This window comes from Leifsonia sp. NPDC058230, assembly GCF_042882245.1.
Lineage (GTDB): Bacteria > Actinomycetota > Actinomycetes > Actinomycetales > Microbacteriaceae > Leifsonia.
The window spans coordinates 372,573-396,530 of record NZ_JBHVWM010000002.1; the positions used below are offsets into that span (position 1 = coordinate 372,573).

Below are 23,958 nucleotides of genomic sequence, written 5' to 3' on the forward strand. Positions count from 1 at the left end.
CTCACGCGGCCATCCGCTTGGCGAGGCTCTTCTGGAGGTCTTCGAGGAAGCCGATCGTCAGAACGCTCAGGTCGGTCACCCGACGCAGCGACGGCACGGCGCCCGCGTCGCAGACGATGGCGACCACATCCACCCCCAGCGGGAAGTGCGCCGCGGCGGACCGCAGCTGAGCCGCGCCGAGCGTGGAGCCGCAGATGAGGAAGGCGATCGAGGTGCCGGCCGCCCCCTCGGACGCGATCCGGGCGAGCTCCGGCATCCGCAGTGCGGTCTCCGCGGTCTCGACACCCGAGAGGTCGTCGAGCAGCCGGCCGCGGTTGACCGTGCTGATGCGGCGCACGCTGTGAACGGCGCGCTTCGCGAAGTCGGGGGTGAGAGCGCTCGCGACGACGGCGACCGTGCGCGAGTCCTGCATCGCCCGAACGCCGAGCGAGCCGGTCGCGCTCACGGCGAGCTCGAACTCCTCGCCATTCGCGTAGTCGGCGGCTGAGAGGCTCAGAGCCACCAGGAGGTGGCTGCGCCGGGTCTGCTCGAACTGGCGCACCATGTAGCTGCCGGTCTTCGCCGTGCTCTTCCAGTGGATGTTGCGCCGCTCATCCCCCGGCACATACTCGCGCAGCGCGTGGAAGGCGACGTCGCTGGACGTCAGGTCGCGGGTCGGGGCGCCCTCGAGGTCGCGCACGAATCCGGTGCTCATGCTCGGGATGGCGATGGTGCGCGGATGCACGAACAGGTCGAGCGACTCCGCCCAGACGATCTCGCGCCGCAGCAACCCGACCGGATCGGCCCGGACGGTGCGTACGGGCCCGATCGGCACGATTCCGCGCCGGGCGGTCGGCACCACGAACACGTCGGAATGACTCTCCCCGCCCGCCAGCGACGGCGACGCGAACTCGGCGAGCCCCTGACCGACCGGAACCTCGACACGAACGCCCGCGAGCCTGCGCCGGGTGGGGTTGGTCGTCTGCACTTCGCCGGGAGCCTTGTCGCCGACGACCACCCGGTTCGCCGGCAGCGACAGGTGCACCTGGTACGCATTGCGCCCGGCCAGGTACGCGGTGGCGACGAGCAGCATCGCGAGCGCGGTCCAGCCGATGACGACCGCCTCGGTCCAGCCGAAGACGTACCCGCCGACCAGGGCGAGCGAGGCGACGGCGATCATCGACCAGCCGAGGGGCGTGATGACCGCGGTCAGCCAGCGCCAGGCGACGGCGACGGCCGACCAGACGACCCTGGTCGACCGGACGAGCCAGACGATCGCATCCGCCAGTACGCCGTCGCGGCTGCCGACGAGCTTGGCTCTGGCGTTGGTGAGCTCTACTTGGGTTCGGCTGACTGTGGTGGTCACACGGCGGGCCGATCGATCGGCGGCGGCGTCTCGATGAGGAGCTGCGCGATGACGCTCGAGGTGGTGACCCCCTCGAACTCCGCTTCGGGGTCGAGCACCAGCCGGTGGGCGAGCACGGGCTCGGCGAGGGCTTTCACATCGTCGGGCGTCACGTAGTAGCGGCCGACGGAAGCTGCGAGCGTCTTCGACGCACGCAGCAGGGCGAGGGCGCCTCGCACGCTCACTCCGAGGCGGACCTCGTCTGCGTTGCGGGTGGCGTCGACGAGCCGTGAGACGTAGTCGTTGATGGCCGCATCCACGTGCACGCTGCGCGCCATCGTGCCCATCTCGACGACGGTCGCGGCGGAGATGACCTCGGGAACGACCACCTCGTGCGCCTTGCGCTCCGAGCCCTCGAGGATGCGCAGCGTCGCCTCATGGTCGGGGTACCCGATCGAGGCCTTCATCAGGAATCGGTCGAGCTGGGCCTCGGGCAGGCGGTATGTGCCCGCCTGCTCGATCGGGTTCTGGGTCGCGATCACCATGAACGGGGTGCCGACCGGATGCCGCACACCGTCGACGGTGACCTGCACCTCCTCCATCACCTCGAGCAGGGCGGACTGGGTCTTCGGGCTCGCGCGGTTGATCTCGTCGGCGAGCACGATGTTCGCGAAGATCGGGCCGCGGTGGAACTCGAACGCGCCGCTGCGCTGGTCGAAGATGTTGACGCCGGTGATGTCCCCCGGCAGAAGGTCGGGAGTGAACTGCACCCGGTTGCTCGTGCCCCGCACGCTCTCTGCGATCGCCCGCGCCAGCGAGGTCTTCCCGGTGCCGGGATAGTCCTCGAGCAGCAGATGACCTTCGCTGAACAGCGCCGTCAGCGCCAGCCGGATGATGTGAGCCTTGCCGAGCAGCACGCTGTCGATGTTGGACACGATGCGCTCGAAGACGCCCGAGAACCAGCTCGCTTGCTCGGGGGTCATCGTCATGCTCTGGCCTCTCTGGGGCGTCGGGGTCATGGGTTCAGCCGCGGCACCGCCGAATGCGGTGCCGCCATTCAGTATGGCGTTCCCCGGGCTATCCAAAGTCGCCACTCGCATAGTTGCGGACATATGTCGTCCCGTTGGCGACGACGGTGACCCGGAGCACCGGCGAGGCCTGTGTCGCCACACAGCTGGCTGTCTGGCCGAGAGCGGGCATCGGGATCTGCGTCACTCCGTCGCAGCTGTAGGTGACGGAGGTGTATGAACCCGTCGGCCAGCTGGTCCAGGTGAAGGTGTTGCTGGGGGCGTCGTAGTGCGTGCCGCCGAGCTGCGTGCTCACCGCGACGCCGCCGATCCGTTTGCTGAACAGCGGATCGCTCGCGCTGTTGCAGATCTGAGTTCCACCCCCGTACTGCTCGCAGATGCTGAGCACGGTGAACGTCAAGCCGGTTCCGTAGTGGTTGCCCCCTGCGCCCACGAGCACGCCCGTCGTGCCGTTCAGCTGCCCGGTCTCCGACACCCCGTTGTCCCCGTCGATCCGGTAGGTGAGGACGGTGCTGCCCCCGCCGCTGCCCGGCGTGTACGCCAGGTCGGTCAGCGCGAAGTCCCACAGGCCGTTCCCGCCGTCGACGGGACCGTTGCTGAAGCTCGCACCCGTCGGGGTGCTGGGCGCCTGCCGTGGGGTGGCGGTCACGACGCCGCTGGGAGTGCATCCCTGCCCGTTGTACGCGTAGACCATGAACGAATAGTCGCGGCCCGGCGTCAGGCCGCCGAACGACACCTGGCCGTTCGCGGTCTGCCTGAACCGCGAGCTCCGGGGGTCGACGTTCAGCACCGGATTGCCGTTCTCGACGCCGGTCACGGTACAGCTCGGCGGCGTGCCGCCCTCGAATACGGCCGCGAAGTACGAGCTGATCCCCTGCCCGTTGTCGCCGAAGACGCCCGACCAGCTGAGCGTCGCCGACCGGCCGTCGGTGACGCTCGGGGTCACGATGGGAGCTGTGCCGGTCAGGATCGGCCCTCCGGCAGGCACGGCGCTCCCCTGGGTCTGGTTCCACGTCGTACGGCCGGCGTAGAAGTCGTTGCGCGACGCGATCGCGAAGCCGACCGGTGCACCGTTCGGGATGCTCCCGTCGGCCACGTTCAGCGAGTACGACGTGCCGACCGGGTCACTGCGCTGAGGGACCAGCGATGCCGTCGCGCCGCCGACGCTGACCAGGTAGGAGGTGATGGGGCTGGATCCGGCGACATCGGCCGGCTTCGTCCACGTCAGGCGCAGGCCGTGGTCGAGCGGTGTCCACGAGACGTTCGAGGGGGCGTTCGGCACCACATCCGACCACACCGGCTCGGAGTACGCGGTCGCATCGGAGAGCCCGAGTGCATTGCGCGCGGCGACCGCGACGGTGACAGCGTTCGACGGCCCGTTGCCCGGAGTCGGAACAGTGCACGAGGTCGTCGCGCAGGTCGTCGTCGAGACCACCTGTCCGTTGTCGGCGCGGTTCACGGTCACCTGGAACCCGGTGATCGGCGAATTGTTGAATGCCCCGGGAATCCAGGAGAATCCGAGAGTGCGGTCGGCGAAGGACGTGACCTGCACGTTCGAGACCGGTTCCGGTCGGTCCTGCACCGAGACCGTGACCGTTCCCCAGGTGTAGCGGTCGCTGTCGCCGGTCGCGTCCGCCACCTCGTATTGCAGGGTCGTGTCCGCGGCGGCCGCAGTATCCGAGACCTGGATGCTCAGCGTCGACTTGTCCGCGCTGGGAGTGATGAACACACCCTCGGGCAGATTGGCCGAATCCAGACCGCGCACCCCGACGACCTTCAGCGGTTTGCCGGGGAACGGGTTGGTCGCCGCGTCGTTGGCGAGCACGTCGTACGTCGTGGTCTTGCCGCGCGGGGCGATGACGCTGTCGGCCTGCGGCGAGGCGAGCGGCCGGGTCGACGGGACGACGTTGAGGTCGATGCGGCCCGCCTGACCGGTGTTCACCGCATCCTTCACCCCGATCGCGATCGACGGCTGCGCACCCTTGGGCGTTCCCTCCGCGACGTCGATCGTCAGTTTCTGCCCCTTGAGCGACAGGCCGACCCCCTGCGGTCTCGGATCCTGGATGGAGTACTCGAGTTCGCCCTGGTCTTTCGCGTACGGGTAGCTCGTGAGCTTGGTGAGGTCGACGGTCTTCGACTGCCCCGGCTCGAAGTCGATCAGCGCACCGTTGAAGGACGGCGGCTGGTTCGTGCGCGGGGTGACCGTGATCGGCAGCACGATCGTGGCCACGTTGCCCTTCGGGTCGGTCGCGGAGCTCCCATCCGTCACCTGGAACGAGATCGACGCCGGGCCGAAATAACGCGAGCTGCTGGTGAACTCCAGGGTGTCGTTGCTGACCACCAGGTCGTCGCCGTTCGCGTGGGTCGCGCGCACCGTGGCTGCGTCGGTGAGCCGGACCTTGCGGTTGCCGACGGCGACGATGTAGTCGTTCAGTTTGATCGTCAGCGTCTTCTCGCTCGACACAGAGAGTTTCGGGGCGCCGCGCTTGAGTTGCGGCAGCGCGTCGTCGTAGCCCGGCACACGCACGAAGGCGTACCCGGAGAGCGACTCGTCGTCGGGGTTGGTGACCTTGAACGGGATGATCTGGCTGTGCGGACCCACCGCGACCCGGATGCGCTTGCCCGGCGTCACCTGCGCGGTGCTCGAGTATCCGGGGACCACCTGCACGGTGAGATTCGACACCGGGCCGTCGGCGAAGAACACGTTGGCGAGCACGTTCACGTTCACGTGCTGACGTCCGAGGATGTCGGAGAGGCCGAGCACGGTGTCGTCGGCGATCGGTCGCGCGAGCGGCGCCTTGCTGGACACGGTGACCCGCACGAAGTTCTCGCTCGTTCCGCCACGATCGTTCTGGATCGTGTAGAGGAACGTGTACACGCCCTCCTGCTTCGGCACCGTCACGACGACGAGGTCGTCCTGGATCTTCGCCTTCGCTTTGCCGTCGAGCGAGCTGATCTTCGCGACGCTCAGCGGGCTCCCGTCGGGATCGCTGTCGTTGGCGAGCACCTGGATGAACAGGGTCTTGCCCGGCCGCACGGTCACGTCGTCCTCGATCGCGACCGGGTTGCGAGCGCCGTCCACCCGGGCGGCGATGCCGATCCGGACGGTTCCGGTGGCCCGTGCGCCGAGCGCATCCACCACCGCGTACGTGAAGGTGTCGGTGCCCGCCGCGTATTCGCCGGCCTGGAAGTCCATCCAATCGGGTCCGGATGCGACGACCGCGCCCTTCTGCGGGTTCGTCTCCTGCCCGATGAACTGCACCGAGTCCCCATCGGGGTCGATCCCGGAGAGCGGGATCGTGATGCGGACCGTATCGCCCGCCAGCACGCGGGCGGTCACGGTCTTCGGCACGGGCGGGTTGTTGGTCGCCTCGTCGCGCTCACGGACCGAGATCGTCACGTCCGCCGTCGCCCACTGGCCGTCCTCCCCCGCGACGCGGTACGCCGCAGTGAAGTTGCCCGGTTTCGACGGTGCCAGGTAGCGAAGGCTGTCCCCGCTCGCGAAGAGCAGACCCGCCCCCGCGGGCAGCGGCGTCGCGAGCGCGGGATCGAGCGTGAGCTTGTCGCCGTCGGGCTGGATGTCGTTGGCCAGCACCGGGATGTCCACCACGTCGCCGACACGCACGGAGATGGAGTCGGGAGCCGCGATCGGCGGCTGGTGCACGGTCAGCGACGGCAACTGCACGACGGTCACCGTGCCCTCGGTCTCGGCGAGGCCGTTGCTGAGGGTGTAGTGGAAGTCGATCGGCCCGTCGAGCGGACGGCCGAGCGTCACGCGCAGGGTGCGCTGCCCGAGGATCTCCACCCGCAAGCCGGTCGACGCAGGCGGAGCAGTCGCACCGGTGACGAGCAGAACTCCGCCGGAGGGGTCGATGTCGGTCGAGAGCACGTCCACGTCCTGCGTGCTCTGCTCCCGGATGAACGCGGTGTGCGGCACGGCGATCGGGCTGGTCTTCGCGCCGGGCGGTGCCTTCACGTCGATCCGCACGGTTCCGGTGGTCGTGATGACCCCGTCGGTGACCGTGTACTCGATGTTGTGCGTGCCGACCTGCTCGCTCTCGAACCGGAAGGTGCCGCCCTGGTAGTCGGGTGTCAGGGTCGCATCGGCCTTCGCAGGGACATTGCTCAGCCGTACCGTTCCCGAGCCTCCCCGCACGTGGTCGAGCGGCTGGATCGTGATCTCCTGATCCTGGTAGGCGAGCACCGCGAACGGATCGGCGATGATCGGCACCTGGCCGGGCGCGCGCACGGTGACGGCCAATGTTCCGGTGCCCTGCGCCCGCGCGTCGGAGACGACGAGGGAGACATCCTTGAGGTCGCCGCCTGCGGCGTGGTCGGAGAACGCGACCTTGCCCTGCGGGGTGTACGTCACAGTGTCAGGCGCGACGGCCGCTGCACTCGCGAGGAAGAACGAGTCGCCGTCAGGGTCGTAGCAGTCGCCGAGCACCTGTGCGGTCACCCGTCCGCCGGTCTGCACCACGGCCTTCGCCGTGCGGGTGCACACCGGAGGAGAATTCTCGGTCGGCTGCCGTACCGAGACGACCACGTGGGCGCTGGCCGTGCCACCGCGTCCGTCGGAGATGGTGTAGTCGAAGGCGATCGATCCGCTCGCGCTCTGCGGCAGGGTGATCTGCAGCTGCTGGTTGCTGTTGGTGAGCTCGAGCGTGCCCTGGGTGTCGGCGATGCTCGTGAACGAGTCGATCACGAGAACGTCGCCATTCGGGTCGTAGTCGTTGAGCAGAACGGGCAGCGGGGTAACGCGACCCGGCCGGGCCCCGAACGTGTCGTCGACCGCCACCGGTTGCTGCTGCTGCTTCTCGTACTGCGGCGGGGTGTCCTGCTTGTTCTGGTCGACCTGCTCCTGGGTGTCCTTCTTCGACACGAGCTCGTCCCAGTTGTCGATGCGAGCGTTTCCGCTCTGGACCGCCCACGAGACGCCCGACTTGGTGTCGTTCAGCACGACGCGGTCGCCGTTCGCACGGAAGGCGAGCGCGGCACCGGAGGGGACATCGCCCAGCGTCCCGCGCTGCACTCCCCCGCCGTCCGGGCAATCCCGCCAGGTGGTGCCTCCGCTCCACGCTGCGTACGTGCATCCGTCGACCGTGATCGGAGCGGCCGGTGCGCCGGACTGACCGGTGACCGGCTGGGTCGCCCCGCCGTCGACCAGCGGTACCCGGATCAGTCCGGATGCGGTAGCGATCGACACCGAATCCCCGGTGGCGCTCGGCTGCTGCAGCACGGGATCGGAGCCCGCCGTGAGCTCGCCGGAGAGATCGATGGTGCGGGTCGCGGTGTACAGCTTGCGCTCATCCGGATCGAAGAGCGCCCAGGTGCCACCGACGACGGTCATCACGGCGTTCCGGCCCTCGCCGGTCGTGGCCACCTTCTGCGAACTGGTCGCCGGCTCGGCGCCGCTGATGTCGATACGGGTGACCATGCGCGTGTCGGGCAGGTACGCGTAGAGGACGCCCGACGGGTCGAGCGAGGCGACAGCCCGGCCGCCGAGGTCGATGGTGGGCGCCGAACCGGCGTTGAAGTCCTCCAGCTGCGAGACGGTGGTGAGCCAGAGCTGGCCGGTCGTCTGCGACAGCAGCGAGACCTGGTCGCCGGCCAGTTGCACGGCGGGGTCGCGCGGCGGCAGGGCGACCGTCTTGCCGGCTTCCGACGTGGCGGGGTCGACGAGCGCCAGGGTGTTCGCCTCTTTGTCGATGAGGAGCACATTCGCTCCGTCCTGCACGACGTCCAGCGCCTCGCCCGTACCCGAGACGACCGAGTTCAGCTTGTCGATCTCGGTGTTCGCCCGGCCGAGGGCCTTCTTCGTGTCGCTGGCGACCCAGACGGCGGCGTCACCGAGCTCCATCCGCTGGGCGCTGTAGCCTCCCGAGACCACCGCGAGGGTGGTCACCAGAGCGATCACGGCCGTACCGCTCGTCGCCGTGGCGACGAGCGACTTGTGGGCAGCGAGCCACCGGCCGATCACGAGCCGTTCGTCCTCTCCACGCACTTCTGACCGCTCGGCTGCCCCGTCTTGCCGTCTCGGTTCACGGTGACCGTCACACACACGGTCTCGCCGGCCTTCGCATCCACCCGGAACTCGGTGGCGTGCTGGATGCTCGGCGGCTGATCGCCCACCGCCACCTGATAGGTGTCGTCCGGCTGCAGGCCGGGATCGCTCCAGGTGAAGACGATCGTGCTGTTCGAGACGCGGCCCGAGAGATCGCGCACCGCCGGGATCTCACTGCTGGTGGAGACCTTCACGAGAACGAGCGACGCGGTGACCACCAGCGCCGCGACCAGCACGGCGCACGCGGAGACTGCGAGCACGAGCGGACGAGACCATCGGGGACGAGCAGCGCTGGGTGCACTCGGCTGACTTCCGACGCTCTCCCGCACGACCGTGCTCGTGTGCGCCCGCGGCCCTGTCTGCGCGACCGCTTGACGCCGTCGTCGCCGTGCACCGGAGGGATCGATGGAGACGACACCCTTGATTCGAGTGCGATCTTCGGGGTCGTCGGCGGTGGCGAGGGCCCAATCGTCCATCGCCACCTCGATCGGGGTCTGGGGCAGCCCGAGCTCGGTCTCGACCGCCTGCAGCTCGCGGATGAACTCGAGCACGCTTCGCTGCCGGTTGGACGGCTTCTTCGACATGGCCCGCAACAGCACCTGCTCGAGCCGCGGCGGCACATCCGGGCGGCCGATCGGCTGCGGTCGTCCCTTCGTGATGCGCTGGATCAGCTCCGAAGACGTATTCTCGCGCCCGGGGAGCTCGAAGGGCGAGCGTCCGGCGAGCATCGAGTACAGCGTCGCTCCCAGCGCCCACACCTCGCTCGCGATCGTTCCGCTCGTCTCATCGAGCAGCACCTCGGGCGCCGACCACGGGATCGACAGGCCGATCGCCTCGGTGACGTCGGCCTCGCCCAGTGTCGCGGCGATCCCGAAGTCGCTGAGCACCGGATGCCCGTATGCGGTGGTCAGGATGTTCGACGGCTTGATGTCGCGGTGCAGCACTCCCGCGCGGTGCGCCGTCTCGACGGCGCTCGCGATCCGTACCCCGATGCTGAGCACGTCGGCGACGGGGAGCGGCTCCACGCGGTAGCGCTGTCCGATCGCGGCCGAGCAGAGCTCCATGACCAGATACGGGCGGCCGTCCGCGGACACACTCGCCTGATACACCGTGAGGATCGACGGGTGCGTGCTCAGCTGCGCCATGAGGTTGGCCTCGGCCTGGAACATCTGCTTGACCTGGCTCGTGACGACCTCTGCCAGCATCACTTTCACGGCGACCTGACGGCGCGGAAGGTTCTGCTCATACAGGAAGACGTCGGCGAAACCACCCGACCCGAGCACTCGAACGTACGAGAACCCGGGGAGGTTCGGTGGCTGTGACGGCAAGCGCCGGGCCATATCCCCTCCCGGTTGGACTGGTGCACCGATCGATGCTGATGGACGTGGGTCTCAACTACGCCGCGCACGCCGCACGGGCCTCCGGCAATCGTTCCACCATTGTAGGCAGCGCCAGATCGGCTGCCGAGGCCCTGAGCCCGGACTGGGGGCATCGCAAGCACCCCCAACTCGGGGGACAGCTTGTACCCCACTCGGCGAATTTCGGGGGCAGCTCAGTGGCGGCGTGCTGCCCGGCGGGCGACTCCCTCGCGGTGCAGCCCGCTCTCCGGCGTGGCCAGCACGTCGACGACCACGACGGTGACGTTGTCGCGGCCTCCGTTGCCGAGCGCCGCATCCATCAGCTGCTGGGCGGCGTCGAGCGGGGAGCTGCCCTCGCCGAGGAAGTGACGGATGCCGTGCTCGGTCAGCTCCTTCGTCAGACCGTCCGAGCAGACCAGCAGCCGCGACCCCGCGACGATCGGGAAGAGGAAGAAGTCGGGGACCGGATCTTCGTTGAACCCCACAGCGCGCGTGATCACGTTGCTGTGCGGATGCACTTCCGCCTCGGCGGGCGTGATCGCCCCGGCGTCGAGCAGCTCCTGCACGATGGAGTGGTCGACGGTGAGCTGTTCCAGGGTTCCGTCGCGGTAGTTGTAGACCCGCGAGTCGCCGATGTTGAAGACGAGCCAGTACGGGGCGTCGTCGACCAGCGTCAAGGCGATCCCCGTCACGGTCGTGCCGGTTCCGAGGTCGGTGTGTCCGACGCCGCGGCCCATGTCGTCGACCGCCGAGCGCAGGGCCGCGGTGAGAGCGTCTTCGCCCACGAAGTCGACGGCCACCTGTTCGGCGAGCCGGGTGACGACCGCGGTGCTGGCGAAGTCGCCTGCGGTGTGGCCTCCCATGCCGTCGGCGACGGCGAAGATCGGGGATCGTGCCAGGAGGCTGTCCTCGTTGACCGATCTCCGGTACCCCTTGTCGCTGAGCGCTGCCCAGGACAGGCTGATGCGCGCGTCTGAGTCACCAGGCACGACCACGGTGTGGCGTCTGTTGCTGCGACCGATCTGGGTCACTCGCGTCCTCTTCTAGTCGTGACAGACGAATCGGTTCTCACGATTCCTCCGGAGCGGCAGTGATCTCGATGATATTACCGTCGCCGATCTCCACGATGGCACCTGGCAGCACCGCCATCGACTGTCCCGGTCGCAGCCGGGAGCTTCGGCCGCCGAGCGGACTCACCACGGTGCCGTTCGTGGATCGGAGATCGGTCACGACGACGGCGTCCCCCACCTGCTCGATCTGCAGGTGGGTCGACGACACCTGCTGGTCGGGTGAGGAGACCGCGATCAGCCTCGGCTGCGGGCCGGATGCGACCCGGAGCGGCGCGGGCCGCCGGCCGATCAGCACGGGCACGTCCAAGGCGAACGCGTCCCCCGAGCCGAGCCGGATCGCGAAGCGGCGAGCTGCCGGGACGATCGCCACGGGCTGCGTCGGCGGAAAGCCGTCGGAGTCGGCGGCTCCACCGGTCGGCTTCGGCGTGTCGGCGGGCGGCTCGATGTCGACGGCGCCGGGGAGCTCGTGTGCGGCAGGCTGACCGCCCTGAGGAACAGGATCGGATTCCGGGTCGGTCTCGGGCTCGGCTCCGGGATGCGCGAAGAGGCTCGCTCCGCCCCTCGGCCGGATGATCGTCTCGTCGGTATTCTCCGCCGGAGAGCCGTGGCTCTCGTTCTGCGAAGCGTCGGGAGCATCGCGAGGGAGGCGTTTGAGCGCCGCGGACGACCAGACCAGCACCTCCCCGTCGACGATGCCGGTGCCGAGCGGGAGGGAGCCGACGGTCGCCTGCGCCACCGGCCCGGTCGCGAGATCGTCGCCGCCGATCACCAGCCCCGTCACGGAGCGGAATTCGGCGAGCACCCACGGCTGCACACCACCGGCCGAGAAGCGCCGGGAACCGCCCACCGAGAAGACGTCGACGACGGCGGTCCCCCGTACGACGGCGGTGACCACCACTTCGCCCGCCGCGTTGGGTTCACCCAGCTCGGCAACCGCGAACGACCGCACCGCATCCGTGCCGGTGAGAGGGAAGGCGCCGACGACGGATTCGATGGTCGCCAACTCCGACTCGGCCAGCCACCAGACGGTGTCGAGGATCTCGTCGGAGACCGTGCTCTCGAAAGCGGCGACGAACCGCCTGCCGGCGACGAGGAGCCAGTCGCGCGCACCGCTCGCCGGTGCGTACCTGGTGAAGCCGGGAGTCACCTCTCGATCCTCCCGCTTTCCTGTCGGCGTCGGCGCCCTGATCGGCCTGTGAGCCTCGATTCGGCCTAGGAGCCGATGTAACTCATGACGTGCTTGATCCGAGTGTAATCTTCGAAGCCGTACGCCGAGAGATCCTTGCCGTAGCCGGAGTGTTTGAATCCGCCGTGCGGCATCTCCGCGACGAGAGGGATGTGCGTGTTGATCCACACGCAGCCGAAGTCGAGATTCTTGGCCATCCGCATCGCAGTGGAGTGGTTCTGCGTCCACACCGACGAGGCGAGACCGTACTCCACACCGTTCGCGAAGCGGAGCGCCTCGGACTCGTCGCCGAACTTCTGCGCCGTGATGACCGGCCCGAAGATCTCGTTCTGCACGGCCTCGTCGTCCTGCACGAGATCGGCGACGATCGTCGCCTCGTGGAAGTATCCGCGGTCGCCCTGCCGGTGACCGCCGAGCGCGAGCGTCGCGTGGTCCGGCAGACGGTCGATGAAGCCCTCCACCCGGGAGAGCTGGGCTGCGCTGGAGAGGGCGCCGAAGAGGATGCCGTCCTCCGTCGGAGCTCCCGTCCTGGCGTTGTCACGGGCGTACTCGGCGAGCGCGGCCACGAACTCGTCGTGCACACCCTCCTGCACGAGCACCCGCGTCGCGGCGGTGCAGTCCTGGCCGGCATTGTAGAAGCCGGCATTGGCGATGCCCTCGGCCGCTGCCGCGATGTCCGCGTCGTTGAAGACGACGACGGGCGCCTTGCCGCCGAGCTCGAGGTGCACACGCTTGAGGTCGAGCGCCGCGGAGCCGGCCACCTCCATGCCCGCACGCACCGATCCCGTGATCGACACCATCTGCGGGATGCGGTCGGCGACCAGCGCCCGACCGGTGTCCCGGTTGCCGGTGACGACGTTGAACGCCCCCGGCGGGAAGAACTCGGAGGCGATCTCCGCCATCAGCAGCGACGACGACGGCGTCGAATCACTCGGCTTGAGGACCACCGTGTTGCCGGCGGCGAGAGCGGGGGCGATCTTCCAGATGGCCATCATCATCGGGTAGTTCCAGGGTGTCACCTGGCCGATCACGCCGATCGGCTCGCGACGCACGAACGACGTGTGGTCCTTCATGTACTCGCCCGCCGACTTGCCTTCGAGGTTGCGCGCAGCTCCCGCGAAGAACCGCACCTGGTCGACCATCACGTCGACCTCGTCGGGCACGACGCCCGCGCGCGGCTTGCCCGTGTTGCTGACCTCCACATCCGCCAGCTCCTCCGCCCGCTCTTCGAGTGCGTCGGCGAACCGGAGGAGCGCGAGCTGGCGCTCTCCGGGCGTGGTGTCCTTCCACGTCGCGAACGCGCCCGCTGCCGCGCGGTACGCATCCGCCACATCCGCTTCCGTCGAGACGGGTGTGGTGGCGATCACGTCCTCGGTCGCCGGGTCGATGATCTCCAGCCGCTCCGTCGCGGCCGACTCAACGTAGTCCCCGCCGACGAAGTTCTTCAGTTCCCGGATGCTCATGGCAGTCCCTTCCAGCTCTCGCGGTCTCCTGCAGTCTGTTGCGGGAGAAGCTACCCGATGTAGCTCATCACATGCTTGATACGGGTGTAGTCCTCGAACCCGTACATCGACAGATCCTTGCCGTATCCCGAGTGCTTGAAGCCGCCGTGCGGCATCTCGGCGACGATGGGGATGTGCGTGTTGATCCACACGCAGCCGAAGTCGAGGCCTTTGGCGAAGCGCATCGCCCGGCCGTGGTCCCTGGTCCACACCGACGAGGCCAGCCCGTACTGAACGTCGTTCGCCCAGCGCAGCGCTTCGGCCTCGTCGGTGAACTTCTGAACGGTCTGCACCGGTCCGAAGATCTCGTTCTGCACGGCCTCGTCGGTCTGGGTCAGCCCCGACACGATCGTCGCCTCGTAGAAGTAGCCACGATCGCCCTGGCGGTGACCGCCCAGTTCGACGGTGGCGTGGTCGGGGAGCCGGTCGACGAATCCGCTCACCTGGGCCAGCTGGCCGGCATTGTTCACCGGACCGAACAGGATGCCGTCCTCCCGCGGTCCGCCGGTGCGGGCGTTCGCCCGTGCGTACTCGGTCAGAGCCGCGACGAACTCGTCGTGCACCCCTTCCTGCACGAGCAGCCGGGTGGCGGCGGTGCAGTCCTGGCCGGCGTTGAAGTATCCGGCGGCGACGATGCCCTCGACGGCCGTCTCGATGTCGGCGTCGTCGAACACGATCACCGGCGCCTTTCCGCCGAGCTCGAGGTGCACGCGCTTGAGGTCGAGGGATGCTGCGCGAGCGACCTCCATCCCGGCCCGCACCGATCCCGTGATCGAGATCAGCTGCGGGATGGGGTCCTGGGTCATCGCCGCGCCGGTGGAACGGTCGCCGGTGATGACGTTGAGCACTCCCCGCGGCAGGAACTCGGCGGCGACCTCGGCGAGGAGCAACGTCGAGAGCGGGGTCGTGTCCGAGGGCTTGAGCACCGTGGTGTTCCCCGCGGCGAGCGCCGGGGCGAACTTCCACACGGCCATGTTGAGGGGGTAGTTCCACGGCGTCACCTGCCCGACCACGCCGATCGGCTCGCGACGGACGAACGAGGTGTGGTCTTTCAGGTACTCGCCCGCGGAGCGGCCTTCGAGGCTGCGGGCGGCTCCGGCGAAGAAGCGGATCTGGTCGACCGAGAGCAGGATCTCGTCGTCGACGAGTCTCGCGCGCGGCTTTCCGGTGTCTTGCGACTCGGCGTCGGCGAACTCCTCCGCACGCTTCTCCATGGCGTCGGCGATGCGGAACAGCGCGAGCTGACGTTCGGCGGGGGTGGTCTCGCCCCACACCTCGAAGGCGTTCCGGGCCGCGGTGTACGCCTCCGACACGTCCTCGCTCGTGGAGACCGGCGAGGTCGCATAGACCTCCTCCGTGGTCGGATCGACGAGCTGGAGGCGATCGGTCGCGCGCGAGTCGGAGAAGGCGCCGTCGACGAAATTGCGGAGTTCGCGCGTGGTCATGGCGGGAGTCTACTGATTTCGTCAGCAAAATGAACAGAAATGTGCGGATTCGCTTGCAGGAGGCCGTCTGCGCTGACACAATCGCTCCATGAGCACCCCTCGGGCCACGACCCCGGCCAAGCACGGGCAGATCGACGATGTGTCGAAGGCGATCATCGAGCAGCTCCAGGTCGACGGCCGCCGTTCGTACGCCGAGATCGGCAAGGCGGTCGGTCTGAGCGAAGCGGCCGTGCGGCAGCGCGTGCAGAAGCTGACCGAGTCCGGGGTGATGCAGATCGTCGCCGTCACCGACCCGATGCAGCTGGGCTTCTACCGTCAGGCCATGATCGGCGTGCGCGTGACAGGCGACACGCGAGCTGTGGCCGACAAGCTCGCCGCCATGTCGGCGGTCGACTACGTGGTCCTCACGGCGGGAAGCTTCGACATCCTCGCCGAGGTCGTCTGCGAGAACGACCTCGATCTGATCAACATGCTCAACTCCGAGATCCGGACGCTCGACGGCGTGCTGTCGACCGAGACGTTCGTGTACCTCAAACTCCACAAGCAGTTCTACAACTGGGGAACACGGTAGAAGATGACAACCACCACAGAAACGCCAGCAGTCGACGCCTCGGCGGCAGAAGCCGCCCTCCAGGCCAAAGCGAAGGACCATCTGTGGATGCACTTCGCGCGACAGTCCGTCATGGAAGACGGCCACGGCGTCCCCATCATCACCAAGGGCGTCGGTCACCACATCTGGGATTCTCAGGGCCGCAAGTACATCGACGGGCTGTCCGGGCTCTTCGTGGTCAACGCCGGCCACGGACGCAAGCGCCTCGCCGAGACGGCGGCCAAGCAGGCGGAGGAGCTGGCGTTCTTTCCGATCTGGTCGTACGCGCATCCGAATGCCATCGAACTCGCCGACCGCCTCGCCCACTATGCGCCGGGCGACCTGAACCGCGTCTTCTTCTCGACCGGCGGCGGTGAGGCGGTCGAGACCGCGTTCAAGCTCGCCAAGTACTACTGGAAGCTTCAGGGTCGTCCCACCAAGCACAAGGTGCTCTCCCGCGCCGTCGCCTACCACGGCACCCCGCAGGGCGCCCTGGCGATCACGGGCATCCCCGCCATGAAGGAGATGTTCGAGCCGCTGACCCCGGGTGGTTTCCGCGTACCGAACACCAACTTCTACCGCGCAGGAGAGATGGGCGCACCGGCGGACGACATCGAGGCCTTCGGCGTCTGGGCGGCCAACCGCATCGAGGAGATGATCCAGTTCGAAGGTCCCGAGACCGTCGCGGCGATCTTCCTCGAGCCCGTGCAGAACTCGGGCGGCTGCTTCCCGCCGCCTCCCGGATACTTCCAGCGCGTGCGCGAGATCTGCGACAAGTACGACGTGCTCATGGTGAGCGACGAGGTGATCTGCGCCTTCGGCCGCATCGGTCACATGTTCGCGTGCGACGAGTACGGCTACGTCCCCGACATGATCACCTGTGCCAAGGGCATGACCAGCGGGTACTCGCCCATCGGCGCCACGATCATCAGCGACAAGCTCTACGAACCGTTCAAGCACGGGAACACGTCGTTCTACCACGGCTACACCTTCGGCGGGCATCCCGTCTCAGCCGCGGTCGCGCTCGACAACCTCGACATCTTCGAGGAGGAGAAGCTGAACGAACGCGTTCGCGAGAACTCTCCCCTGTTCCGGGCCGAGCTGGAGAAGCTGCTGGCGCTTCCGATCGTCGGCGACGTGCGCGGCGACGGCTACTTCTTCGGCATCGAGCTGGTCAAGGACAAGGCCACCAAGGAGACGTTCGACGACGACGAGTCCGAGCGCCTGCTGCGCGGCTTCCTCTCGAAGGCTCTGTTCGAGGCCGGCCTGTACTGCCGCGCCGACGACCGCGGCGACCCCGTCGTGCAGCTCGCTCCTCCGCTCACCGTCGGCCCCGCGGAGTTCACGGAGATCCGCCAGATCCTCGAATCCGTGCTCACCGAGGCGTCCAATCACCTCTGACGACCGTCGACTTCACCGTGAGTGACACACAGACCGGGTTCTGGTTCGACTCGATCCGAGCGGCGGAGCACGGGTTCCCCCTGCGCCCCGGTCTCGACGGCGACCTCCACGTCGACGTCGCGATCGTCGGCGCGGGGCTCACCGGCCTGTGGACCGCGTACTACCTGCAGGAGCGCGACCCCGCCCTGCGCATCGCCCTGCTCGAGAAGGAGGTGGCCGGTTTCGGCGCCTCCGGTCGCAACGGCGGGTGGTGCTCGGCCCTGTTCCCGAAATCGGGTCGCGCCCTCGAGGCCCGCTACGGCTTCGACGCTGCGGTCGCCCAGCGCCGGGCCATGGTGGACACGGTCGGCGAGGTCGGCAGGGTCACCGCGGCCGAGGGCATCGACTGCGACTTCGTGCGCGGCGGAACGGTTACCTTCGCCCGCACCCGGGTGCAACTCGGCGCCGCGCGCGACGAGTTCGCCGAGTCCGAGCGCTACGGCGTCGACGATGTCTCCCTACTGGGAACCGAGACCGTGCACTCGCGGTTCGGGGTTCCGGATGCGGTCGCCGCCACATTCACGCCGGCCTGCGCCCGCGTGCATCCGGCCAAGCTGGTGCGCGGTCTCGCGCGTGTGGTCGAGCGCCGTGGAGCCACGATCTACGAGGACACGGAGGTGCTGTCCTGGCGCGACGGCACAGTGTCCGCCGTGTCCGGCGGTACCGCGCGAACCGTGCACGCCGGCACCGTCGTGAACGCGACCGAGGGGTACGGCTCGGCCATCGGCCAGGTCGGCCGGCGCATCCTGCCGATCTACTCGCTCATGATCGCCACGGAGCCCCTCAGCGACGAGACCTGGGAGGGCATCGGCATCGAGCACGGCCAGACGTTCGCCGACTTCCGCCATCTGATCATCTACGGGCAGCGCACCGCCGACAACCGGATCGCATTCGGCGGCCGCGGAGCCTTCTACCACCTGAACAGTGCCATCCGGCCCGGCTACGAGAACGACGCCCGGGTGAGCGAGCACCTGCGGCACGCCCTCGTCGATCTCTTCCCGGCGGCGGCAGGCGCCCGGATCACCCACCACTGGGGAGGGCCGCTGGGAATCCCGCGCGACTGGCACGCGAGCGTCGGCGTCGACACCGCGCGCCGCGAGGCCTGGGCGGGCGGCTACGTCGGCGACGGGCTGAGCACGACCAACCTCGCCGGCCGCACGCTCGCCGACCTGCTCACCGGGACGAGCACACCGCTCACCCGGCTCCCGTGGGTCGGCCACCGTTCACCGCGCTGGGAGCCGGAGCCGCTGCGCTTCGCCGGCGCGAATGCGGGACTCGTCGGCATGCAGTTCGCCGACGTCGAGGAGCGCGTGACCGGACGCCCGTCGGTCATCGCCCGCCTGCTCGGCCCGCTCACCGGCCACTGACACCCGGCACAAGGCACGCGACGAGGGGTCGGAACACGCCGTCTCGCCATCGGGCGGGACGGCGCGTTGCGACCCCTCGTGCGGTCGCGAGGGGCGCTACGACTCGTCGGCGACCGGCGCAGCGAACTGGGCGTTGTACAGCGTGTAGTACGCACCGCCGGCGGCGAGCAGTTCGGCATGGGTGCCCTGTTCGACGATCCGGCCCGACTCCATGACCAGGATGAGGTCCGCATCCCGAATCGTCGAGAGACGGTGCGCGATCACGAAACTCGTGCGATCCGTGCGCAGCGCCGCCATCGCCTTCTGCACCAGCACCTCGGTGCGGGTGTCGACCGAGCTCGTCGCCTCGTCGAGGATGAGCACGCTCGGCCGGGCGAGGAAGGCCCGCGCGATCGTCAGCAGTTGCTTCTCGCCGGCGGAGACGTTGCCGCCTTCGTCGTCGAGCACCGTGTCGTAGCCGTCGGGCAGCGAGTGCACGAACCGGTCGACGTAGGTGGCGCGAGCAGCGTCGAGGATCTCCTCCTCGGTCGCATCCGGCCGCCCGTAGGCGATGTTCTCGCGGATCGTCCCGTTGAACAGCCAGGTGTCCTGCAGCACCATGCCCATCCGGCCGCGCAGATCGCGGCGGGTCATCGAGGCGATGTCGACACCGTCGAGCGTGATGCGGCCGGAATCGAGTTCGTAGAAGCGCATCATCAGATTGACGAGAGTGGTCTTGCCCGCACCGGTCGGCCCCACGATCGCGACCGTCTGACCCGGCTGAGCCACCAGCGAGAGGTCCTCGATCAGGGGCTTGTCCTCGACGTACCGGAACGACACGTCCTCGAACTCCAGGCGACCCATGGTTCCCTGCGGGCTGTGCGGCTGCGCCGGATCCGGTGACTGCTCGTCCGCATCCAGCAGCTCGAACACCCGCTCCGACGAGGCGACTCCCGACTGCAGCAGGTTGGCCATCGAGCCCAGCTGAGTGAGCGGCTGGGTGAACTGACGCGAGTACTGGATGAACGCGGTCACGTCACCGAGCTGCATCGCACCGCTCGCCACCTGCAGGCCACCGGCCACGGCGATCACGACGTACATGAGGTTTCCGACGAACATCATCGCGGGCATGATGATCCCGGAGATGAACTGAGCCCCGAAGCTCGCCTCGTACATCTCGTCGTTCTTCCGCCGGAACTGCTCCTCGACCTCGCGGTGACGGCCGAACACCTTCACCAGAGCGTGACCGGTGAACGCCTCCTCGATCTGACCATTGAGCTCGCCGGTGTTCTTCCACTGCGCGACGAACAGCTTCTGCGAGCGTTTCGCGATGATCATGGTGATCAGCAGCGTCAACGGAATGGTGACCAGCGCGATCACTGCGAGCAGCGGCGAGATGACGAACATCAGCACGACCACGCCGATGACCGTGAGCAGCGACGTGAGCAGCTGGCTCATCGTCTGCTGAAGGGTCTGCGAGATGTTGTCGATGTCGTTCGTCACGCGGCTGAGCAGCTCGCCGCGCTGCATCCCGTCGAAGTACTTGAGGGGCAGTCGGTTGATCTTCGCCTCGACCTCCTCGCGCAGGCGGTAGACCGTGCGCTGGGTGATGCCGTTGAGCACGTAGGCCTGCAGATAGCTGAACACCGACGAGAGCACGTACAGGACGAGCACCCACATGAGCACCATCCCGACCGCGGTGAAGTCGATTCCGGCACCCGGCGTGAAGGTCGTTCCGCTCAGCAGGTCGGCGAACTGGGTCTGGTTCGCCGCCCGCAAACCAGCGATGACCTGTTCCTGCGTCATGCCCTTCGGAAACTGCAGCGAGAGCGCCCCGGCGAAGACCAGGTTGATCGCGTTGCCGAGCAGCTTCGGCCCCAGCACGGCGAACAGCACGCTCACCACGGCGAGCAGCGTAACGAACACCATGCCCCAGGCTTCGGGACGCAGCCGGCCGGCCAGCCGCTTCGCCGACGGACCGAAGTTCATCGACTTCTCGACCGGTCCCTGCATGCCGCCGAACGGACCTCCTCCTCCCCCGGGGCCACGCCTCGCGGGCGGACGGACGGGCGTTTCCTGCTCGGTCTCGGTGTCGCTCATGCTGCTTCCTCTGCGGTGAGCTGGGACGAGACGATCTCTGCGTACGTCTCGTTCGTCTGAAGGAGTTCATCGTGCGTGCCCCGGCCGACCACCCGGCCGTCGTCGAGCACGATGATCTGGTCGGCGTCGACGATGGTCGACACGCGCTGGGCGACGACGATCATCGTGGCGTCGGAGACGTCGCGGGCGAGGGCGGCGCGCAGACGCGCATCCGTCGCGGTGTCCAGCGCCGAGAACGAGTCGTCGAACACATAGATCTCGGGACGCTTGACCAGCGCTCTGGCGATCGCCAGCCGCTGACGCTGACCGCCGGAGACGTTCGTGCCGCCCTGCGCGATCGGAGCGTCGAGCTGCTCGGCCATCTGCTCGACGAAGTCTTTCGCCTGAGCGACCTCGAGCGCATGCCAGAGCTCATCGTCCGTGGCGTCGGGCTTGCCGTAGCGCAGGTTGCTGGCCACGGTTCCCGAGAACAGGTACGGCTTCTGCGGCACGAGCCCGATGCGCGACCAGAGGAGGTCGGGGTCGAGTTCGGCGACGTCGACGCCGTCCACCAGCACGATGCCGCTCGTGGCGTCGAAGAGTCGTGGGATGAGGTTCACGAGGGTCGTCTTGCCGGCACCCGTGCTCCCGATGATCGCCGTCGTCTTGCCGGTCTCGGCCAGCAGGGTCACGTCGCTCAGCACCGGCTGCTCGGCTCCCGGATACGAGAAGCCGACATCCACGAACTCGAGGGTTCCCCGGCCTTCGAGGGTCGTGATGGGGTTCTCGACCGCTCGCACCGACGATTCGGTGCCGAGGACCTCGGAGATGCGGTCGGCGCACACAGCGGCGCGTGGGACCAGGACCGCCATGAACGTGGCCATCATGACCGCCATCAGGATCTGCATGAGGTACTGCAGGAACGCGGTGAGGGTTCCGATCTGCATCGAGCCGTCCTGGATGCGGAACCCGCCGAACCAGATCACCGCGACGCTCGACACGTTGAGCACGAGCATGACGATCGGGAACATCAGCGCGAACAGGCGCCCCGCCATCAGCGCGGTCTCGGTCACGGCCTCGTTGGCGCCCTTGAACCGGTCGGTCTCGATGTCCTCGCGCACGAACGCACGAACCACGCGGATGCCGGTGAGCTGCTCGCGAAGAACCCGGTTGACCCGGTCGATGCGCTCCTGCATCTTGCGGAACAGCGGAACCATCCGGGAGATGATCAGGCCGACCGCCACGAGCAGGATGGGAACGCTGACCGCGATCAGCCACGAGAGCTGGATGTCCTGCTGAATCGCCAGGATGATGCCGCCGACCGCGAGGATGGGCGCCGACACGAGCAGCGTGCAGGTCATCAGCACGAGCATCTGCACCTGCTGCACGTCGTTCGTGTTGCGCGTGATCAGCGAGGGAGCGCCGAACTTCGACACCTCTCGCTCGGAGAACTCTCCGACCTTGTGGAAGATCGCGCCGCGCAGGTCACGGCCGACGCGCATGGCGACCTTGGCCCCGAAATAGACGGCTGTGATCGAGCACGCCACCTGCAGCAGCGTCACCCCGAGCATCTCGGCGCCGACCATGATGATGTAGGCGGTGTCGCCCTTCGCGATGCCGTTGTCGGTGATGTCGGCGTTCAGCGTCGGCAGCCACAGCGAGAGCAGCGATTGCGCGAGCTGGAAGATGATCACCCCCGTCAGGAGCGGCCAGTGCGGCCGCAAGAACTGGCCGAGCAATTTGAGCAGCATGGGGTCTCCTAGAGTGCGGTGGTCGGGGATGCCGGGGTCGGGCGTGCCGTGGGCCGGGACGCTGTGGCCGCCGGCGGCGTGAGGTCGAGATCGTCGGGGGTGTCTCCGGCGATCCCGAAGAGGACGATCCGGGTCAGCTCGTCGATGCTGAACTCGACCCCCTCGTTGAGAGCGGGGAACGCGCTGGCAAAACTGATCAGGCGCAGAATGTAGCCGATCCGTTCGGCCGACCAGTTGAGCCGTTGCATGTCCGGCTCCAGGATGCGCGCGATGATCTCCACGAACTGCTGGCGTTCCTGCGGGATCGGCGGCCGCTGGGGGCCGATGGTCGCCATCAGGCGCATGACGAGCAGGAAGCGCTCGCGAAGCAGGTACATGATCGCGCGTACCTTGTGCTCGATCGGCAACCCGGGGTCGATCGAGCGAAGAGCGTTGCGGAGAGGCTCGGGATCGAGGTACTTCTCGATCGCCGCCTGCAGGAGGGTCTCTTTGTCGCCGAAGGCGCGGAAGATCGTGCCCTCGGCGATGCAGGCGGCCTCGGCGATCTGTTTCGACGTCACAGCCCGACCGTGCTCGATGAGCAGCGGGATGACGGCGTCGATGATCATCGCCTGTCGTTCCTCGACCGAGAGCGCCTGGGCTCTCCGGCCGGGCGCTGGTCTGTCCTGGCTCTCCACGTCGGCGAGCCTAGCCGGAGTGAGCGCTCACTCACAAGCACGGGCCCGTTCGCCGACAGCGAACGGGCCCGGTCGTCTTCCGCCGGTCAGGCGGCGGGTTCCTCCGTGAACAGGGCGGTGATCACGGCGATGTCCTCCGGCGTCGCACGCCAGGCGGTCGCGGCCGCTGTGTTCTGCACAATCTGCTCGGGTTTCGTCGCTCCGGCGATCACACTGGTGAGTCCCGGCTGGGCGAGCAGCCACGCGAAGGTCGCCTCCAGCATCGTGACTCCGCGCTCATCGCAGAACGCCTGGTACTTCTCGATGACGTCCCACGGCGCGTTGTCGACGAGGTGCTTGCGGATCATCATGATGCGGCTGTCGGCCGGTCCGCCCTGGCGGGTGAACTTGCCGGTGAAGAGACCGTTGTAGAGCGGGAAGAACGGGAGGAAGCCGAGTCCGTACTGGTTGACGGCGGGCAGCACCTCCTTCTCGGCATCGCGCACGAGCAGGCTGTACTCGTTCTGCGACGAGATGAACTTGGGGTGGCCGTTCAGTTGAGCCGTGAACTCCGCCTCGGCGATCTGCCAGCCGGCCAGGTTCGAGTGGCCGATGTACCGGATCTTGCCCTCGGTGATCAGGTCGTCGAGAGTCTCGAGGGTCTCCTCGATCGGCGTGATCGGGTCGGGCCGGTGCAGCTGGTAGAGGTCGATCCAGTCGGTCTGCAGCCGACGCAGCGACGATTCGACGGCGAGCCGGATGTAGCGGCGAGAAGCGCGAACGCCCCAGTCGGGCCCGTTGGCGCCGGCCATGTCCATGCCGAACTTCGTGGCGAGCACGATCTTCTCGCGCTTGCCGCCGCGGAGCGAGTTGCCCATCAGCGTCTCGGAGAGGCCGCGCTCGGCGCCGTAGATGTCGGCCGTGTCGAAGAAGGTCACGCCGGCTTCGATGGCCGCATCGATCACCGCATCCGTTCCTTCCTGGCTCTCGGATGCGGTGCCCTCGCGTCCGAAGTTGTTGCAGCCGAGTCCGATGGTCGAGACGATGAGGCCCGAGTTTCCGAGTGTGCGATAGTCGATTTCTGCCATGCGTCGAGTCTATTTGCACTGGTTCACGCTCC

At 68.0% G+C, this 23,958-nt stretch carries 15 protein-coding genes; 3 read left to right on the forward strand and 12 right to left on the reverse strand.

Annotated features, from left to right (window positions below):
• Window position 1: 1 nt before the first annotated feature.
• The 8 genes from ACFVV0_RS07430 to ACFVV0_RS07465 form a co-directional block, all read right to left on the reverse strand.
• Window positions 2-1,345 carry a DUF58 domain-containing protein gene (locus ACFVV0_RS07430; RefSeq protein WP_387060481.1) on the reverse strand — a complete coding sequence of 448 codons (1,344 nt, stop codon included), beginning with the start codon at window positions 1,343-1,345 and terminating at the stop codon, window positions 2-4.
• Window positions 1,342-2,313, reverse strand: a complete 972-nt coding sequence (locus tag ACFVV0_RS07435; RefSeq protein ID WP_387060484.1) for an AAA family ATPase — start codon at window positions 2,311-2,313, stop codon at window positions 1,342-1,344. Before ACFVV0_RS07435 ends, ACFVV0_RS07430 begins: the two co-directional genes overlap by 4 nt.
• Window positions 2,314-2,401: 88 nt before the next feature.
• Window positions 2,402-8,356, reverse strand: coding sequence for an Ig-like domain-containing protein (locus ACFVV0_RS07440; protein WP_387060487.1), 5,955 nt, complete (start codon window positions 8,354-8,356; stop codon window positions 2,402-2,404).
• Window positions 8,329-9,744, reverse strand: a complete 1,416-nt coding sequence (locus ACFVV0_RS07445; RefSeq protein ID WP_387060490.1) for a serine/threonine-protein kinase — start codon at window positions 9,742-9,744, stop codon at window positions 8,329-8,331. The genes ACFVV0_RS07440 and ACFVV0_RS07445 overlap by 28 nt, the downstream gene beginning before the upstream one ends.
• Before the next feature lie 224 nt (window positions 9,745-9,968).
• Window positions 9,969-10,805, reverse strand: a complete 837-nt coding sequence (locus tag ACFVV0_RS07450; RefSeq protein WP_387060492.1) for a PP2C family protein-serine/threonine phosphatase — start codon at window positions 10,803-10,805, stop codon at window positions 9,969-9,971.
• A gap of 37 nt (window positions 10,806-10,842) precedes the next feature.
• Window positions 10,843-11,991 carry an FHA domain-containing protein gene (locus tag ACFVV0_RS07455; RefSeq protein WP_387060495.1) on the reverse strand — a complete coding sequence of 383 codons (1,149 nt, stop codon included), beginning with the start codon at window positions 11,989-11,991 and terminating at the stop codon, window positions 10,843-10,845.
• Between the two features lie 65 nt (window positions 11,992-12,056).
• Entirely contained in the window at window positions 12,057-13,493 is a 1,437-nt protein-coding gene (locus tag ACFVV0_RS07460) for a gamma-aminobutyraldehyde dehydrogenase (protein WP_387060499.1), read from the reverse strand.
• 50 nt (window positions 13,494-13,543) lie between these two features.
• Window positions 13,544-14,977: a gamma-aminobutyraldehyde dehydrogenase gene (locus tag ACFVV0_RS07465; protein ID WP_387060502.1), complete on the reverse strand. Its 1,434-nt coding sequence runs from the start codon at window positions 14,975-14,977 to the stop codon at window positions 13,544-13,546.
• An 88-nt stretch (window positions 14,978-15,065) separates the two neighbouring features.
• On the opposite strand from ACFVV0_RS07465, the gene ACFVV0_RS07470 reads away from it, so the two are divergent.
• From ACFVV0_RS07470 to ACFVV0_RS07480, 3 genes are read left to right on the forward strand one after another with little or no spacing between them, the layout of a single operon-like run.
• A complete protein-coding gene (locus ACFVV0_RS07470) occupies window positions 15,066-15,548 on the forward strand; it encodes an Lrp/AsnC family transcriptional regulator (protein ID WP_387060505.1) in 483 nt (160 codons plus the stop codon).
• Window positions 15,549-15,551: 3 nt separating this feature from the next.
• Window positions 15,552-16,967 carry an aspartate aminotransferase family protein gene (locus tag ACFVV0_RS07475; protein ID WP_387060507.1) on the forward strand — a complete coding sequence of 472 codons (1,416 nt, stop codon included), beginning with the start codon at window positions 15,552-15,554 and terminating at the stop codon, window positions 16,965-16,967.
• 17 nt (window positions 16,968-16,984) lie between these two features.
• Window positions 16,985-18,373: an NAD(P)/FAD-dependent oxidoreductase gene (locus ACFVV0_RS07480; RefSeq protein WP_387060510.1), complete on the forward strand. Its 1,389-nt coding sequence runs from the start codon at window positions 16,985-16,987 to the stop codon at window positions 18,371-18,373.
• A 96-nt stretch (window positions 18,374-18,469) separates the two neighbouring features.
• Here the strand turns inward: ACFVV0_RS07480 and ACFVV0_RS07485 are convergent, their stop codons facing one another.
• The 4 genes from ACFVV0_RS07485 to ACFVV0_RS07500 all read right to left on the reverse strand — a co-directional run bounded on the left by ACFVV0_RS07485 (window position 18,470) and on the right by ACFVV0_RS07500 (window position 23,926).
• Window positions 18,470-20,452 (reverse strand): ABC transporter ATP-binding protein, encoded by a 1,983-nt coding sequence (locus tag ACFVV0_RS07485; RefSeq protein WP_387060513.1) that lies wholly within the window; start codon window positions 20,450-20,452, stop codon window positions 18,470-18,472.
• The gene (locus ACFVV0_RS07490; RefSeq protein ID WP_387060516.1) at window positions 20,449-22,182 is read right to left on the reverse strand and encodes an ABC transporter ATP-binding protein; all 1,734 of its coding nucleotides are present in this window, start codon (window positions 22,180-22,182) and stop codon (window positions 20,449-20,451) included. The genes ACFVV0_RS07485 and ACFVV0_RS07490 overlap by 4 nt, the downstream gene beginning before the upstream one ends.
• A gap of 8 nt (window positions 22,183-22,190) precedes the next feature.
• Window positions 22,191-22,859: a TetR/AcrR family transcriptional regulator gene (locus tag ACFVV0_RS07495; RefSeq protein WP_387060519.1), complete on the reverse strand. Its 669-nt coding sequence runs from the start codon at window positions 22,857-22,859 to the stop codon at window positions 22,191-22,193.
• An 86-nt stretch (window positions 22,860-22,945) separates the two neighbouring features.
• Window positions 22,946-23,926: an aldo/keto reductase gene (locus tag ACFVV0_RS07500; protein WP_387060521.1), complete on the reverse strand. Its 981-nt coding sequence runs from the start codon at window positions 23,924-23,926 to the stop codon at window positions 22,946-22,948.
• Window positions 23,927-23,958 lie beyond the last annotated feature (32 nt).

Coding starts and splice junctions, on each gene's coding strand:
- ACFVV0_RS07435 (WP_387060484.1), bottom strand. CDS start 2,313: ATGACGATGACCCCCGAGCAAGCGAGCTGGTTCTCGGGCGTCTTCGAG.
- ACFVV0_RS07460 (WP_387060499.1), bottom strand. CDS start 13,493: ATGAGCATCCGGGAACTGAAGAACTTCGTCGGCGGGGACTACGTTGAG.
- ACFVV0_RS07465 (WP_387060502.1), bottom strand. CDS start 14,977: ATGACCACGCGCGAACTCCGCAATTTCGTCGACGGCGCCTTCTCCGAC.
- ACFVV0_RS07470 (WP_387060505.1), top strand. CDS start 15,066: ATGAGCACCCCTCGGGCCACGACCCCGGCCAAGCACGGGCAGATCGAC.
- ACFVV0_RS07475 (WP_387060507.1), top strand. CDS start 15,552: ATGACAACCACCACAGAAACGCCAGCAGTCGACGCCTCGGCGGCAGAA.
- ACFVV0_RS07485 (WP_387060513.1), bottom strand. CDS start 20,452: ATGAGCGACACCGAGACCGAGCAGGAAACGCCCGTCCGTCCGCCCGCG.
- ACFVV0_RS07490 (WP_387060516.1), bottom strand. CDS start 22,182: ATGCTGCTCAAATTGCTCGGCCAGTTCTTGCGGCCGCACTGGCCGCTC.
- ACFVV0_RS07500 (WP_387060521.1), bottom strand. CDS start 23,926: ATGGCAGAAATCGACTATCGCACACTCGGAAACTCGGGCCTCATCGTC.